This is a genomic window from Pseudomonas sp. AC016 (genome assembly GCF_979253365.1).
This window is the reverse complement of record NZ_CEEDCC010000001.1, coordinates 5042556-5058235: the sequence shown is the minus strand read 5'-3', so window position 1 is coordinate 5058235 and position 15680 is coordinate 5042556. Positions and strand designations below refer to the sequence as shown.

General features: G+C 61.0%; 12 protein-coding genes and 3 tRNA genes. 3 read left to right on the top strand and 12 right to left on the bottom strand.

Translation table 11 applies throughout. The annotated features are described in order from the left end of the window. Positions 1–27: 27 nt before the first annotated feature. On the bottom strand, positions 28–2067 hold the full coding sequence (locus tag AC0IXS_RS22885; RefSeq protein ID WP_471825752.1) for an oxidoreductase: 2040 nt from the start codon (positions 2065–2067) through the stop codon (positions 28–30). A 225-nt stretch (positions 2068–2292) separates the two neighbouring features. Here AC0IXS_RS22885 and AC0IXS_RS22880 point away from each other — a divergent pair, with 225 nt between their 5' ends. The 3 genes from AC0IXS_RS22880 to ilvA all read left to right on the top strand — a co-directional run bounded on the left by AC0IXS_RS22880 (position 2293) and on the right by ilvA (position 6608). Next, positions 2293–3435, top strand: a complete 1143-nt coding sequence (locus AC0IXS_RS22880; protein WP_122667583.1) for a carbon-nitrogen hydrolase family protein — start codon at positions 2293–2295, stop codon at positions 3433–3435. 2 nt (positions 3436–3437) lie between these two features. Continuing rightward, complete coding sequence (locus AC0IXS_RS22875) at positions 3438–4478, top strand: AraC family transcriptional regulator (protein ID WP_057410536.1); 1041 nt, start codon at positions 3438–3440, stop codon at positions 4476–4478. A 594-nt stretch (positions 4479–5072) separates the two neighbouring features. Next, positions 5073–6608, top strand: coding sequence for a threonine ammonia-lyase, biosynthetic (ilvA, locus tag AC0IXS_RS22870; RefSeq protein WP_122659731.1), 1536 nt, complete (start codon positions 5073–5075; stop codon positions 6606–6608). Positions 6609–6858: 250 nt separating this feature from the next. Here ilvA and AC0IXS_RS22865 read toward each other — a convergent pair whose 3' ends face one another. From AC0IXS_RS22865 to accD, 11 genes are all read right to left on the bottom strand, one after another. Further along, positions 6859–7689 (bottom strand): DUF2242 domain-containing protein, encoded by an 831-nt coding sequence (locus AC0IXS_RS22865; protein WP_057408122.1) that lies wholly within the window; start codon positions 7687–7689, stop codon positions 6859–6861. A gap of 221 nt (positions 7690–7910) precedes the next feature. Further along, positions 7911–7987 (bottom strand) — tRNA-Asp (locus AC0IXS_RS22860). 114 nt (positions 7988–8101) lie between these two features. Further along, positions 8102–8178, bottom strand: a tRNA-Asp gene (locus tag AC0IXS_RS22855). A gap of 66 nt (positions 8179–8244) precedes the next feature. Then, positions 8245–8320 (bottom strand) — tRNA-Val (locus tag AC0IXS_RS22850). A gap of 141 nt (positions 8321–8461) precedes the next feature. Next, positions 8462–9244, bottom strand: coding sequence for an SDR family oxidoreductase (locus AC0IXS_RS22845; RefSeq protein WP_043306496.1), 783 nt, complete (start codon positions 9242–9244; stop codon positions 8462–8464). 32 nt (positions 9245–9276) lie between these two features. Further along, positions 9277–10488, bottom strand: coding sequence for an O-succinylhomoserine sulfhydrylase (locus tag AC0IXS_RS22840; protein WP_025994112.1), 1212 nt, complete (start codon positions 10486–10488; stop codon positions 9277–9279). Positions 10489–10508: 20 nt separating this feature from the next. Continuing rightward, entirely contained in the window at positions 10509–12017 is a 1509-nt protein-coding gene (gene purF / locus AC0IXS_RS22835) for an amidophosphoribosyltransferase (protein ID WP_004884541.1), read from the bottom strand. Positions 12018–12029: 12 nt separating this feature from the next. Further along, positions 12030–12617, bottom strand: a complete 588-nt coding sequence (locus tag AC0IXS_RS22830) for a CvpA family protein (RefSeq protein ID WP_004884542.1) — start codon at positions 12615–12617, stop codon at positions 12030–12032. Between the two features lie 129 nt (positions 12618–12746). Next, positions 12747–13415 carry an SPOR domain-containing protein gene (locus tag AC0IXS_RS22825; protein WP_057410319.1) on the bottom strand — a complete coding sequence of 223 codons (669 nt, stop codon included), beginning with the start codon at positions 13413–13415 and terminating at the stop codon, positions 12747–12749. Further along, on the bottom strand, positions 13399–14703 hold the full coding sequence (folC, locus tag AC0IXS_RS22820; protein ID WP_122667584.1) for a bifunctional tetrahydrofolate synthase/dihydrofolate synthase: 1305 nt from the start codon (positions 14701–14703) through the stop codon (positions 13399–13401). Before folC ends, AC0IXS_RS22825 begins: the two co-directional genes overlap by 17 nt. Then, positions 14700–15620: an acetyl-CoA carboxylase, carboxyltransferase subunit beta gene (gene accD, locus AC0IXS_RS22815; protein WP_004884545.1), complete on the bottom strand. Its 921-nt coding sequence runs from the start codon at positions 15618–15620 to the stop codon at positions 14700–14702. The genes folC and accD overlap by 4 nt, the downstream gene beginning before the upstream one ends. Between the last annotated feature and the right edge of the window lie 60 nt (positions 15621–15680).

Genomic DNA, 15680 nt, shown 5'->3' with positions numbered 1-15680 from the left:
CCGCAGTTTACCTGCCCGCGTGCGATGTCACAGCCCAGCGGCCAGCCGCGAGCCCTGATCGATGGCCCGCTTGGCGTCCAGTTCGGCTGCGACGTCCGCGCCACCGATCAGATGCACGCTCTGCTTCGCCGCGACCAGATCGTCATACAGTTCACGCAACGGGTCCTGCCCGGCGCAGATCACGATATTGTCCACCGGCAACAGCTTTTCCTCACCCTCTTCGCCGATGCGGATGTGCAAACCGGCATCGTCGATTTTCAGGTACTGAACGCTGTTGAGCATCTGCACCTGCTTGTTCTTCAAGCCCGTGCGATGAATCCAGCCGGTGGTCTTGCCCAGACCGTCGCCAACCTTGGAGCTCTTGCGCTGCAACAGGAAAACCTGACGCGCCGGCGCATGAACTTCAGGCTTGATCCCCGCCACGCCACCGCGCGCTTCCAACGTGGTGTCGATACCCCACTCCTTCCAGAACGCCTCCCGGTCCAGACTGGTGGCGATACCCTGATGGACCAGATACTCCGACACGTCGAAACCGATACCACCGGCGCCGATCACCGCCACGCTGCGCCCGACTGGCTTGCGCTGCAGAATCACGTCCAGATAGCTGAGTACCTTCGGGTTGTCGATACCGGGAATGGCCGGCATACGCGGAGCGATGCCCGTCGCGAGGATCACTTCGTCAAAGCTCGCGCCCAACAGGTCCTGCGCAGTCACGCGGGTATTCAGACGCAGGTCGATACCGGTGTCCTGCACCTTGTGAGTGAAATAACGCAGGGTTTCGGCAAACTCCTCCTTGCCCGGAATGCGCTTGGCGATGTTGAACTGACCGCCGATTTCGCTGGCGGAATCGAACAGGGTCACCTGATGTCCGCGCTCGGCAGCCACCGTAGCCGCTGCCAGTCCTGCCGGGCCTGCGCCGACCACGGCGATCTTCTTGATCTGTCGGGTGGGCAGGTAATTCAGTTCGGTTTCGTGACAGGCGCGCGGATTGACCAGACAACTGGTCAGCTTGCCGCCGAAGGTGTGGTCCAGACACGCCTGATTGCAGCCGATGCAGGTGTTGATCAGGTCGGCGTGCCCGGCCGCAGCCTTGTTGACGAATTCCGGATCAGCCAGGAAAGGCCGCGCCATGGAGACCATGTCCGCATCGCCTTCACTGAGAATCCGTTCAGCGACTTCCGGGGTGTTGATCCGGTTGGTGGTGATCAGCGGAATGTTCACCGAGCCACGCAGCTTGGCCGTGACCTTGCTGAACGCGGCGCGTGGGACCTTGGTGGCGATGGTCGGAATCCGCGCTTCGTGCCAGCCGATACCGGTGTTGATAATCGTCGCGCCCGCCTGTTCGACGGCCTTGGCCAGTTGCACGATTTCCTGCCAGGTGCTGCCGCCTTCGACCAGGTCCAGCATCGACAGGCGGAAGATGATGATGAAATTCGGGCCAACGGCCTGACGCACACGCGTCACGATCTCTACCGCCAGACGCATACGGTTTTCGTAACTGCCGCCCCAGCGGTCGGTGCGGTGATTGGTATGCGCGGCCAGGAACTGATTGATGAAGTAGCCTTCCGACCCCATGATCTCCACGCCGTCATAGCCCGCGCTCTGAGCAAGGGTCGAGCAGGTCACGAAATCGCTGATCTGCTTTTCGATGCCCTCTTCGTCCAGTTCACGCGGCTTGAACGGGTTGATCGGTGCCTGAATCGCACTGGGCGCGACCTGCTTGCGGCTGTACGCATAGCGCCCGGCATGCAGAATCTGCAGACAGATCTTGCCGCCTGCCTCGTGAACCGCCTGGGTCACGACGCGATGCTGCAAGGCTTCTTCCTGAGTCGTGAGTTTGGCTGCACCCTCGTAGACGCCGCCTTCTTCGTTCGGCGCGATGCCACCCGTCACCATCAGGCCCACACCGCCCTGTGCACGCTCGGCAAAGTACGCCGCCATGCGCTCGAAACCGCCTGGTTTCTCTTCAAGGCCGGTGTGCATCGAGCCCATCAGGCTGCGGTTGCGCAGCGTGGTGAAGCCCAGATCCAGCGGGGCCAGCAGATGCGGGTAATGAGCAGCAGTCATGGCGGAGCTCCATCGTTTCAATCACGGGTAGATGAGGGCCTCTGCGTGCCCTCTTCATCAGGATCCTGTAGACCCTCTATGGCGCAACAGTAAAGAGCCGCCCGATCACACTCAATGACCGAAAGTGACAAGTTATTGATCCAAACGCGCAGCACCCCTTGGCAAGCGCCGGGTGTAGTCCTACCCTAGTCGACTATTTCACTCAGGCAGCCGTGCGCCCCTCTTATGCGTAAATTCTTTGCCACGTGCCTCATTCTGGTGAGCCTGGTCAGCGTTGTCAGTTACGCGCTCTGGACCGAGCAGCGCCCCATGGGCCACTACCTCTCGGATCTGCGCATCCGCCTGGCCATCAATGAAGGGCAACCCGGCGAGCGGGGAAACCTGCTGGGCATCGAGCCCGAGCTGTTTCCCACCGATTATCAGGACCTATCGCATCTGCATCGCAAACTGGCAGCCTACCTGCAGCAAGCGCGCGATCAGGGACTGCTCAATGCCCGGACCATCGTTGTGCTGCCTGAGCACATCGGCACCTGGTTGTATGCCAGTGGTGAGAAGAACCAGTTCTATCAGGCTGCGACCGTGGACGAGTCCATGGACTGGCTGGCCTGGAGCAATCCCCTGAAATTCGTCACGGCGATGATGACTGCCGAGGGCGAAAAGCGTCTGGACGATGCCCGTCTGCGGATGAAGGCCCGCTCCATGGTGCGCGATTATCAGAACGTTTTCGGCGGGCTGGCCAAGGAATTCGAGGTAACGCTGGTGGCAGGCTCCATCGTACTGCCTGACCCACGCGTGGAAGACGGGCAGTTGCAGGTCGGCAGCGGCGCCTTGTACAACAGCAGCGTGACCTTCGGCAGTGACGGCAAGCCGCTGGGTCAGCCCCAGCGCCAGCTGTTTACCAGCCGCTACCATAAGCGTTACGTCAAAGCGGCAGGCGACTCCCGGATCAATGTGATCGACACGCCGGCCGGCCGGTTGGGGATCCTCATCGGCACCGACAGCTGGTACCCCGATAATTACGCACGGATGAATCAGCAAAACGTCGAGCTGATCGTCGTACCGGCCTTTGTAAACGGAAAAAACAGCTGGTCGGGTACCTGGCATGGCACCCGCACGCACGACACGCCGACGCTGGACCTTGAGCCCGGCAGCCTGAGCGAACGCGAAGCCTGGCACCGCCTGACCCTCATCGCACACGAACCACAGAGCACCGCCAGGGCCGGTATCAGCGTGTTCATGCACGGGCAATTCTGGAATCACGGCACCTCCGGGCAGAGCTTTGTCAGCCGCAGCGGTCAGACCATTACCGAGCAACCGTTGGAAAATGCTGCTGACGGCGGTGCCCGCCTGATCAACGTCTGGCTCTGAACATGCCGAACCTGACCCTGCGCCTGGGCGATCTCTCGGTGGGTTTCGTACAGAGCCTGACCGACGCGGTACGCAGTTTCGGGCACGACCCCGACCTGCTGCTCGAACAATACGGTCTGGATGCGGACCGCCTGAGCGAGGCCGGTGCACGGCTGTCGATTCCACGCTACATGCGCCTGGGCCACGCCGCCATCCGGCTTACCAACCAACCGGGCCTGGGGTTGCGCATGGGGGCGCTGAGCAGGCTCGGTCAGGCAGGGCTTGCCGGTGTCACCGCAGCCCAGGCACCGAATGTACGCGAGGCAGCCCGCACCATGATCCGGTTCGAGCCTCTGTATGGCGCAAACTACCGGGGCCAGTCGAGCTTTCATGAAGAGGCTGGCGGGGCGTGGATACGCTTCTATTCCATCAGTCCCTATAACAGTTACAACCGCTTTGTCGTGGACTCGATTCTGAGCGGATGGGTCGCGCAACTGTCATCGCTGGCCGGTCGCCAACTGCGCGCTCAAAGGGTCGAAATCGAGTTCGACGCACCTGAGTACGCCGCGCAATACGCCCACTTGAGCGACAACCCGATTGCGTTCGGTGCGACCACCAACCAGCTTCGGCTGGATCTGGACTGTCTGGCACTGAAGAATCCCGACCATTGCCCGAGCACCTGGCGGCATCTGCTGCAGTTGTGCGAGAAGGAACTGGATCAGCTGACCCGCACACGCAGTCTGCGTGAACGCATCACTCAGTTGCTGGGACCTTTATTGAGCGGAGGCAGGGAACCGGACCTGGAGGAAGTGGCCGCGCGGCTGAAGTTGCCGACCTGGACACTGCGCCGCAAGCTGGCCGAAGAAGGTACTCGTTTTCGCGCCATCCTCAATGACACGCGACGTGATCTGGCGATGACGTATATTCGCGACACCGAACTGGCGTTCGGGGAGATTGCCTATCTGCTGGGTTTCGCGTCGGCCGAAGCCTTTCAACGCGCCTTCAAACGCTGGAACGGACAGACTCCGGGGGAGTTCCGCCGCAGCCAGCGTCGAAGTGCCTGAAGCCCTTCACAGTTCGGTAGCGTCGTCGGCCGGCTCTACCGGGTCCAGCTCCGATGCGCGATATTCGAGCAGTTCTTCCTGATATTCATCCATTTCTTCGCCCTCCGGCTGAGTGAGTCATGCAGTGGTTTTAACAGGGTCAGTTACGACGGTCAGTAAAGCTGGAATAACTGACCGTTGGATCAACATTAAAGTGCCAATGTGAAATAAAAATGTTGATACCCATCAATAAACGAAAAGCCTGACAGGATCTTCAGAAGCCGGACGTCTCGGGATGTTGGCAATCAAGCCTTGACTTCATTGCCCCGGCCGCCCTACCCTCGGCCACATGAACCTCATCCAGCAAAACCTCGGCCAGATTATTATTACCGTCATTCCAGTCATGGCGGGTTAGCCGACGTTTGCAGCCGACGTTTGCAAAAAACCCGCCCTGGAGGCGGGTTTTTTTCTGCCTCCAGAGCCACTGAATGCTCAACAGGAGTCAGACATGATCACTATCCATCGCTCTATCGCCCTCATTGCAACCGCGCACTCGATCGTTGCCTCTTCCTGCAACGCCTCCTGCGAAACAACGACCTGCAAGGACACGACGCGATGAGTCATGGCCAGCCTGATCTGCTCAATCACTACGCCCGCAAGATCCTCACCTCGCGCGTCTACGATGTCGCCATCGAGACGCCGCTGCACGGCGCGCGTCAACTCTCCGAGCGGCTCGGCAATCAGGTGCTGCTCAAGCGCGAAGACCTGCAACCGGTGTTCTCGTTCAAGATTCGCGGCGCTTACAACAAGCTGGCGCAACTGACCGCTGAAGACGCGGCGCGCGGTGTGGTCACGGCCTCGGCCGGTAACCATGCGCAAGGGCTGGCGCTGGCGGCGCGGGAGCTGGGCATCAAGGCGACCATCGTCATGCCGCGCACCACGCCTGAAATCAAGGTCGAAGGCGTGCGCTCACGCGGGGCGACCGTGGTGCTGCATGGCGATTCGTTTCCCGAGGCGCTGGCGTATTCGCTGAAGCTGGTCGATGAGCAGGGTTTTGTGTACATCCATCCCTATGACGATCCAGACACCATTGCCGGTCAAGGCACGGTGGCCATGGAAATCCTGCGTCAGCAGCCGGGCCAACTGGACGCGATCTTCGTGCCGGTGGGCGGCGGCGGACTGATCGCGGGGATTGCGGCCTACGTGAAGTATTTGCGGCCCGAGATCAAGGTGATCGGCGTCGAGCCGGACGATTCCAACTGCCTGCAAGCCGCCATGGCCGCAGGCGAGCGTGTGGTGCTCAGTCAGGTCGGGCTGTTTGCTGATGGCGTGGCCGTGGCGCAGATTGGCCATCATACCTTCGAGGTCTGCCGTCATTACGTGGATGAAGTGATCACGGTCAGCACCGACGAAATCTGTGCAGCGATCAAGGACATCTACGACGACACTCGCTCCATCACTGAACCTTCCGGCGCGCTGGCCGTGGCCGGGATCAAGAAGTACGTCGAACAACGCGGTGTCAGCGGCCAGACTTTGGTAGCAATAGATTCCGGGGCCAACGTCAACTTCGACCGCCTGCGCCACGTGGCCGAGCGTGCCGAACTGGGCGAAGGCCGCGAAGCGATCATCGCCGTGACCATCCCCGAACGGCCGGGCAGCTTCAAGGCGTTCTGCGAGGCCATCGGCAAACGGCAGATCACCGAATTCAACTACCGCTACCACACCGACCGCGAAGCGCACATCTTCGTCGGCGTGCAGACCCATCCGGAGAACGATCCGCGCAGCGCGTTGATCGCCAGCCTGACCGAACAGGGCTTTCCGGTGCTGGACCTGACCGACAACGAACTGGCCAAGCTACACATCCGCCACATGGTGGGTGGACACGCCGAGCGGGTCAGCGATGAAGTGGTGCTGCGCTTCGAATTCCCCGAACGCCCCGGCGCGTTGTTCAACTTTCTTAACCGTCTGGGCGGACGCTGGACCATCTCGATGTTCCACTACCGCAACCACGGCGCGGCGGATGGTCGAGTGGTTGCAGGGCTGGTGGTGCCTGAGGACGAGCGGCACCTGGTGAGCCAGGCACTGACCGAGATCGGCTATCCATACTGGGATGAAAGCGAGAACCCGGCGTACCGGTTGTTTTTGGGCTGAGGACTTAAAGCTGCGTACACCGGGACGCGGAGCGTGCTGAGAGACATTCCCACGCGGAGCGTGAGGAACGATCAGTGTGAGAGCTGAAGTTATACCGATCGTGCCCACGCTCTGCGTGGACATGAAGCCCGGGACGCTCCGCGTCCCAATTGGATCTGCTTATGCAGGTCTCGCGGGTGCGTACACCGGACGCGGAGCGTCCTGAGAGGCATTCCCACGCGGAGCGTGAGGAACGATCAGTGTGAAGCTACTACTGCGCTGGCTGGGTCTCGACCGGCGCGGGGGTGGTCATTTCGACCGGCTGAGCCTCGGGTGGCGTGACGGTCTCGGCCTTGAACGAGGCAGGCTCGTCCGGTGCCGGTACGGGCTCGCTGGCAGCCGGCGTTGCGGACTCGGCCTTGGGCTCGGTAACCGGTTCAGCCTTGGGCGCAGCCTCAACCGCTTTAGGTGCCAGTTGCGCAGGCTCTGCGGCCTTGGGCACAGCTCCGGCAGGCGCCGGGTCAGGCACACCCAGATCAGCCTTTGGTTTCTCGACGATATGCGCAGCCTTCTTCACCTCCGGCGGCAGGAAGTTCTCCACCAGACCGAAGAAACGCTCGTAGAACTTGGCAGACGCAACAGTCTCGCTAGCCACCTTGACCATCGAATCATCGGTAGAGCCGATCGGCATCGACACCGAACCCAGCACCCCTACCCCGAGGCTCGCCGAGTTATTGGTTTTCTTGAGTGCGTAGCGGTCCTGCAGGGCGTTGGCGAACATCGTCGAACTGCCCGCTGTCACGTCGGCGGCGCACACCAGGTTGAAGCTGATCTCGATGTGCGTGTCACCCGTCTGCTGAAAGCTCTTGCGCCCGGCAATCATTTTCGGATCGCTGCTGGTGATGATGTATCCCTGACTCAGCAAGGCCCGGCGTCCGGCTTCACAGTACGACAGATCCGTTGCCGGGTAGCTGCGGGAAAACGTCCCGGCATCGTCGAAATGCTCATGGTCGTAGACCGCCTGCTTGGGCGAAGAACAGCCGGCAGCCAGGAACAGCATGGACACAACGCACGCGGTACGAACGTTCAGTAAATTAAGCATCGATAATCCTGAGGAAGGAAATGACTGCCAGCAAGACTGCAAACTGGAAATGGCGACAAGTCTGCAACAAGGCCGACCCAGGATCAACGCAGAGTTCGCAACGATTCGATACAAGGCGCGTCACGCGGATAGAAACGGCCACAAATCGCAGACAACAAAAAAGCGACCCTTGGGTCGCTTTTCTGTTGCTTCAAGGAGTTCAAGGGCCTTGAAGCTTTGTATGGCGCAGCGGACGGGACTCGAACCCGCGACCCCCGGCGTGACAGGCCGGTATTCTAACCGACTGAACTACCGCTGCGTATCGCTTGTAAACCTGTTTGAAACAAACTTTCGGTAGCTTGTTTCCTGTACATCGGATTGAGCGGCTTGAGCCTTTCAACCTCAGACCCGGAAAACCGAATCTGTACAAATATGGCGCAGCGGACGGGACTCGAACCCGCGACCCCCGGCGTGACAGGCCGGTATTCTAACCGACTGAACTACCGCTGCGCAGTGTGGACTTGCGTCCGATTTCAACTTTGAAAGCCCTCGTACATCAGCTTTCAAACTCAACGATGGTGGGTGATGACGGGATCGAACCGCCGACCCGCTGCTTGTAAGGCAGCTGCTCTCCCAGCTGAGCTAATCACCCTTTGCTTCGTTGAGGCCGCGAAATTTACGCACCTAACGAACCTAAGTCAATAGCCTGATTGAAGTTTTTTTAAAAACCGCTTCAATCGCACCACACGCCACAACCTGCCAAACACACCCGCCTGCAAACACGGATGCGCAACTACTCGGCGTACACCATCTTGCGGGTCATGCCGCCATCGACCACGAATTCCTGCCCGGTGACAAAACCGGCATTGCGGGAAAGCAGCCACGCGACCATTGCCGCCACGTCCTCCACTGTCCCTACCCGGCCAGCAGGATGCTGCGCATGATCGGCCTCTGACAAGGGTTCGGCGCGGCGCAATGAAGGATCTCGCGCGTCGATCCAGCCGGGGCTGACAGCGTTGACACGTATCTCGGGACCCAGACTGATGGCGAGCGCATGGGTCAGCGCCATCAGACCGCCCTTACTGGCGGCATAGGCCTCGGTATCAGGCTCTGACTGACTGGCACGGGTCGAGGTCAGGTTGACGATGCTGCCGCAGTGCGCGCGCAGATAAGGCGCACAGTGTTTGGCCAGCAGCATCGGCCCGCCAAGGTTGACGCCCAGCACGCGATTCCAGTGCGACAGCTCAAGACTTTCCAGTGTGGTGTTATGCGGATCGGCAATCGCCGCATTGCACACCAGCGCGTCCAGCCGCCCGAAGCGCCGGAGCACCTCGGCAACGCCCGCTGCGACCTGTTCCTCGCTGGCGACATCCATGGTGATGAACAGGGCGTTTTCGCCCAGCGCACCGGCCACTTTCGAACCACGCTTGCGGTCCAGATCGGTCAGCACCACTTGCCAGCCTTCGGCAATCAGCCAGGCTGCAATGCCCAGACCGATGCCACGCGCGGCACCGGTAACCAGTGCAACGCGGCCATTGTGGGTACTGGAGAATTTCATCGCCCAGTCGTCGCTCATGCTCTCGCTCGCGTCGCTGCTCACTTCAACCGTCACAACGCCGCCAGACCCAGCGCCAGATCGGCCTGCAGGTCTGCGACATCTTCCAGCCCCACCGCCACACGGATCAGGCTGTCACGAATGCCTGCGGCTTCACGTTCCTGAGGCGCCAGGCGCCCGTGGGACGTGGTGCTCGGGTGAGTGATGGTAGTTTTGGTGTCGCCCAGGTTGGCGGTGATCGAGATCAGTCGAGTTGCATCGATGAAGCGCCACGCGCCCTCTTTGCCACCCTTGACCTCGAAACTCACGACCGCACCGAAGCCTTTCTGCTGACGCTGGGCCAGCTCGTGCTGCGGGTGGCTCTTGAGGCCGGCGTAATGGACCTTCTCGATACCGTCCTGCTGCTCGAGCCACTCGGCCAGCGCCTGAGCGTTGGCGCAATGAGCGCGCATGCGCAGGTTCAGGGTTTCGAGGCCCTTGAGGAAGATCCAGGCATTGAACGGGCTCAGGGTCGGCCCGGCTGTGCGCAGGAATCCGACCACTTCCTTCATCTGCTCGCTGCGCCCGGCAACCACACCACCCATGCAACGGCCCTGGCCGTCGATGAACTTGGTTGCCGAATGGACGACGATGTCAGCGCCCAGCTTCAGCGGCTGCTGCAGGGCTGGCGTGCAGAAGCAATTGTCGACGATCAGCATCGCGCCCTTGGCGTGGGCGACTTCCGCCAACGCGGCGATATCCACCAACTCGGCCAACGGGTTGGACGGCGACTCGACGAACAGCATTTTGGTGTTGGCCTTGATGGCTGCATCCCAACCGCTCAGGTCCGCCAGCGGCACGTAGTCCACTTCGATGCCGAAACGCTTGAAGTACTTGTCGAACAGGCTGATGGTCGAACCGAACACGCTGCGCGACACCAGAACGTGATCACCGGCGCTGCACAGACTCATGACGACCGCCAGCGTGGCAGCCATGCCAGTCGCCGTGGCGACGGCCTGCTCGGCGCCTTCCAGCGCTGCCATGCGCTCCTCGAAGGAACGCACGGTCGGGTTGGTGTAGCGCGAGTAGACGTTGCCCGGCACTTCACCGGCGAAACGCGCGGCCGCGTCGGCGGCCGTGCGGAACACGTAGCTGGAGGTGAAGAACATCGGATCGCCATGCTCGCCTTCCGGCGTGCGATGTTGCCCGGCACGTACGGCGAGGGTGTCGAACCCTACGCCTTCAAGGTCGCTGTCGAGACGACCTGCATCCCATTCCTGAGTCATGCCGCTACTCCTGAAACCAATTAGTTGTTGTACAGATCGATGATCGCGCTCACTGCCTGGGTCTTGACCTTGGAGGCGTCGTTACGCGCCTGTTCGATCTTGTTCAGATAATGCTCGTCGATGTCACCGGTCACGTACTTGCCGTCGAAGACCGAGCAATCGAAGTTATCGATCTTGATCTTCTTGCTGCCGCTGACCGCCTCGATCAGGTCATTCAAGTCCTGATAGACCAGCCAGTCGGCACCGATGAGGTCGGCAACGTCCTGGGTGGAACGGTTATGGGCAATCAGCTCGTGAGCACTCGGCATGTCGATGCCGTAGACGTTGGGGTAACGCACCGCCGGAGCGGCCGAGCAGAAATAGACGTTCTTGGCACCGGCTTCGCGGGCCATCTGGATGATCTGCTTGCAGGTCGTGCCGCGAACGATGGAGTCGTCCACCAGCATGACGTTCTTGCCGCGGAATTCCAGCTCGATGGCGTTGAGCTTCTGGCGCACGGACTTTTTGCGTGCAGCCTGACCCGGCATGATGAACGTGCGGCCGATGTAACGGTTCTTGACGAAGCCTTCGCGGAACTTGACGCCCAGGTGGTTGGCCAGCTCCAGCGCAGCCGTGCGGCTGGTGTCCGGAATCGGGATAACCACATCGATGTCGTGATCCGGGCGCTCGCGCAGGATCTTGTCGGCCAGTTTCTCGCCCATGCGCAGACGCGCCTTGTAGACCGAGATACCGTCGATGATCGAATCCGGACGCGCCAGGTAGACGTGTTCGAAGATGCAGGGCGCGTACTTTGGATTGGCGGCGCATTGACGGGTGTGCAGCTTGCCGTCTTCGGTGATGTAGACCGCTTCGCCCGGTGCCAGGTCGCGGATCAGCGTGAAACCCAGTACATCGAGGGAAACGCTTTCGGAGGCGATCATGTACTCGACACCTTCGTCGGTATGACGCTGGCCGAACACGATGGGGCGAATGGCGTCCGGATCGCGGAAGCCGACGATACCGTAGCCGGTGATCATCGCCACGACAGCGTAGCCGCCACGGCAACGATTGTGCACGTCGGTCACGGCCGCGAAGATGTCTTCTTCGGTCGGCTGCAGCTTGCCGCGAACGGCCAGCTCATGGGCGAACACGTTGAGCAGCACTTCCGAGTCGGAATTGGTGTTGACGTGGCGCAGGTCGGATTCGTAGATCTCTTTGGCCAACTGCTCGACGTTGGTCAGGTTACCGTTGTGCGCCAACGTGATGCCGTAAGGCGAGTTGACGTAGAACGGCTGAGCCTCGGCCGAGGTCGAGCTGCCCGCGGTCGGGTAGCGCACATGGCCGATACCCATGTGTCCGACCAGGCGCTGCATATGGCGTTGATGGAACACATCACGCACCAGTCCATTGTCCTTGCGCAGGAATAACCGGCCGTCGTGGCTGGTCACAATACCGGCAGCATCCTGGCCGCGGTGCTGGAGGACGGTGAGCGCGTCATACAGCGCCTGATTAACGTTCGACTTACCGACGATACCGACGATGCCACACATGCGACACAACCCCTACTTAGTGGAACTGGATTTACCAAGCACATCCTGCGGTATTGTAGACGGCAGGATCTGCTCCTTGAACGGCAGATCAGCAGGTACGCTGATGCCGCTGGCGAGCCACTTGCTGGACATCCCGAGAATCAGGTTTTTCGACCAGTCAGCGACCATGAGAAATTGCGGCACCAGTCTCGACTGCTGCCACCATTGATCCTGTTGCACCGGCCCGAGACTCAAGAGTCCGACCGCTACAACGACAAGCAGGCCTCCGCGCGCCGCGCCAAAGACCATACCCAGAAAACGATCGGTCCCGGAAAGCCCGGTGACGCGAATCAGTTCGCCTATCAGAAAGTTGACCATGGCGCCGACCAGCAAGGTGGCGACAAATAGAATGGTGCAGCTCGCGATCACGCGGGCCGAGGGTGTTTCTATGTAGTTGACCAGATACTGCGACAGCCCCGCACCGAACATCCAGGCCACGACACCTGCAATGATCCATGTCGTCAACGACAGTGCTTCTTTTACGAAGCCGCGTTTCAGACTGATCAGGGCGGAGATGGCGACAATTCCCAGAATTGCCCAGTCAACCGGAGTAAATGGCACGTTGCAGCCTGCAGACAGATAAGGCGGCGCATTTTAGCAGAGCGCCCGCCCGCCGGTAAGCAGCGATTATCGGCGGGCGTCATTTTCCGTGCAAACGGCTTGGCAGAGCCTGTACAGAGGGCGGGAAGATCAGCCTTTTTCGGGCTGGAACCGCACCACAATACCTTTGAGTTTCTGCTGCTTGTCGAGTTGGTCACGCAGGCGATCAGCCTCGGCGCGCTCGATCAGCGGACCCACGAATACCCGGTTGACGCCATCGGCGGTGCGAATGTAGGCGTTGTACCCCTGGGTACGCAGGGTTTTCTGCAGATTGTCGGCGTTGGCACGGTTGGACATGCTGGCCAACTGCACAGACCAACTGACTGACAGACCATTGGCATCGACGCCGCTCGGAGCGGCCTTGGCGACCGCAGGTGCAGCAGGCGTTGTTACAGGCGCTGCCGGAGCCGGCGTCGGCTTCGGTGCTGGCGCAGGCTTGACTGCCTGTGGCGCAGCGGCCGCTGGAGCCTGTGCGGCAGGAGCAGGCGCAATCGGCATCGACGGCGGCTGATTGCTCGCCGCTACATTGTCCTCATCCGGAACCGGTTCCTGCGGCAATGCCTGAGGCTCGGGAACGGTCACAGGCTCGACCTGTACCTGCTGACCCGCAGGCGCCTGTGGAGCGGCAGGCGCATCGACCTGAACCGGATGGCTCTCGTCCTGACGGGTGAACAGCATCGGGAGAAAGATCACCGCCAGGGCGATCAGTACCAGAGCACCCACCATCCGCTGCTTGAATACGTTATCCAGCAAAGCCATTTGCAGCGTCCTCGTCGGTATGCCGGGCCAGCCAATCCAGGGCCTCGGCTACACAGTAAAAAGATCCGAACAGCAGAATTTCGTCATCGGGCGTGGCATGCGCGCACTGAGCTTCCAGCGCAGACGCAATACTCTGGTAGGACTTCACGCGCGCCCCAAGGTTCTCCAGGGCAACCTGCAACTCTGCCGCAGGCCGACTACGGGAGGTGGGCAGCGGCGCAACGGCCCAGTCCTGAATGCTGGAAGCCAGCTCATGGACCACACCGTCAAGATCCTTGTCAGAGAGCAGACCGAACACCGCCAGACGCTTGCCGACCACCGGCCGCTGCGCCATGCGGTGCGCCAGAAACTGCGCAGCATGCGGGTTGTGGCCCACATCGAGCAGCAGCGTGAGCGCCCTGCCCTGCCAATGAACGGTACGGCGGTCGAGACGGCCGACGAGTCGGGTCTGCGCCAACGCCTCGCTGACGACCTGCTGATTCAGGGGGTAGCCCAGCAAAGCAAACGCCTGAAGTGCCAGCGCGGCATTCTGCATGGGCAGATCGAGCAACGGCAGATCATGCAGCTCGACCACCTCGCCATGAGCGATACCGCGCCAATCCCAGCCTTGGGGACTGACAGAGAGATCAAAGTCGTGACCCCGTAACAGCAAGGGACAGCCCAGCTCTCGCGCCTTGGCCAGCAAAGGCTCAGGCGGATCGAGGTCACCGCAGAGTGCCGGGCGACCGGCACGGAAGATACCGGCCTTTTCGAAAGCCACGGATTCGCGCGTGTCGCCCAGCCAGTCGGCATGGTCAACACCAATGCTGGTGACCAGGGCTAGATCGGCATCAATGAGATTGACGGCGTCCAGACGACCGCCCAGACCGACTTCCAGCACGACTGCGTCAAGCTGCGCCTGCTCGAACAGCCAGAACGCGGCGAGCGTGCCCATTTCAAAATAGGTCAGCGTGACATCGCCACGCGCCGATTCGACCGCTGCAAAGGCATCACACAACTCAAGATCGGTTGCTTCGACACCCTGCACCTTCACCCGCTCGTTATAACGCAGCAGATGCGGGGAGCTGTAGACACCCACCTTGAGCCCCTGAGCCTGCAACAGGGACGCGACAAAGGCGCAGGTCGAGCCCTTGCCGTTGGTACCGGTTACCGTGATGACCCGAGGCGCCGGGCGTGTGAGCCCCAGTTGCTGCGCCACCTTTCGCGACCGATCCAGCCCCATGTCGATGGCAGAAGGATGCAGTTGCTCGAGGTAGGCGAGCCAGTCGCCCAGGGTCGACGGGGTCATACCGTGGCCGGAGCCGGTGGAACGACGATCGGCTCAATCACTGGCGCCACGAATTTCGGCGTCGGCAGGTTCATCATTTGCGCCAGCAGGTTGCCCAGACGTGGGCGCAGCTCGCTGCGAGCGATGATCATGTCGATTGCGCCGTGATCCAGCAGGAACTCGCTGCGCTGGAAACCTTCAGGCAGTTTTTCGCGAACGGTCTGCTCGATGACGCGAGGGCCGGCAAAACCGATCAGCGCCTTTGGCTCAGCGACAATCACGTCGCCCAGCATTGCCAGGCTGGCAGAAACACCACCGTAGACCGGATCGGTCAATACCGAGATGAACGGCAGGCCTTCTTCACGAAGACGCGCCAGCACGGCCGACGTCTTGGCCATCTGCATCAGGGAAATCAGCGCTTCCTGCATGCGCGCACCACCGGAAGCGGCAAAGCAGATCATCGGGCAGCGGTTTTCCAGTGCGTAGTCGGCAGCGCGCACGAAGCGCTCGCCAACGATGGCGCCCATCGAGCCACCCATGAAGGAAAACTCGAACGCCGAGGCGACCACCGGCATGCCCAACAGCGTGCCGCTCATGGAGATCAGGGCATCCTTCTCACCTGTCTGCTTCTGCGCAGCGGTCAGACGGTCCTTGTACTTCTTGCCGTCGCGGAATTTCAGACGGTCAACCGGCTCCAGATCGGCACCCAGCTCCTCACGGCCCTCGGCATCCAGGAAGATGTCCAGACGGGCGCGGGCACCGATACGCATGTGATGGTTGCACTTGGGGCAGACATCCAGGGTCTTTTCCAGCTCAGGCCGATAGAGCACTGCTTCGCAGGACGGGCACTTGTGCCACAGCCCTTCAGGAACCGAACTCTTCTTGACCTCGGAACGCATGATCGATGGGATCAGTTTGTCTACCAACCAGTTGCTCATGCTTTATCTCTCCAGTACCGGTGTGGCTCGAACGCATGACGTTTTCACGCCAGACGCATG

Bases quoted from the DNA above. Each gene is read 5' to 3' on its own strand.
- AC0IXS_RS22875 (WP_057410536.1), top strand. From the start codon at position 3,438: ATGCCGAACCTGACCCTGCGCCTGGGCGATCTCTCGGTGGGTTTCGTA.
- AC0IXS_RS22885 (WP_471825752.1), bottom strand. From the start codon at position 2,067: ATGACTGCTGCTCATTACCCGCATCTGCTGGCCCCGCTGGATCTGGGC.
- AC0IXS_RS22865 (WP_057408122.1), bottom strand. From the start codon at position 7,689: ATGCTTAATTTACTGAACGTTCGTACCGCGTGCGTTGTGTCCATGCTG.
- AC0IXS_RS22845 (WP_043306496.1), bottom strand. From the start codon at position 9,244: ATGAGCGACGACTGGGCGATGAAATTCTCCAGTACCCACAATGGCCGC.
- AC0IXS_RS22825 (WP_057410319.1), bottom strand. From the start codon at position 13,415: ATGGCTTTGCTGGATAACGTATTCAAGCAGCGGATGGTGGGTGCTCTG.
- purF (WP_004884541.1), bottom strand. From the start codon at position 12,017: ATGTGTGGCATCGTCGGTATCGTCGGTAAGTCGAACGTTAATCAGGCG.
- AC0IXS_RS22840 (WP_025994112.1), bottom strand. From the start codon at position 10,488: ATGACTCAGGAATGGGATGCAGGTCGTCTCGACAGCGACCTTGAAGGC.
- AC0IXS_RS22880 (WP_122667583.1), top strand. From the start codon at position 2,293: ATGCGTAAATTCTTTGCCACGTGCCTCATTCTGGTGAGCCTGGTCAGC.
- accD (WP_004884545.1), bottom strand. From the start codon at position 15,620: ATGAGCAACTGGTTGGTAGACAAACTGATCCCATCGATCATGCGTTCC.
- folC (WP_122667584.1), bottom strand. From the start codon at position 14,703: ATGACCCCGTCGACCCTGGGCGACTGGCTCGCCTACCTCGAGCAACTG.
- ilvA (WP_122659731.1), top strand. From the start codon at position 5,073: ATGAGTCATGGCCAGCCTGATCTGCTCAATCACTACGCCCGCAAGATC.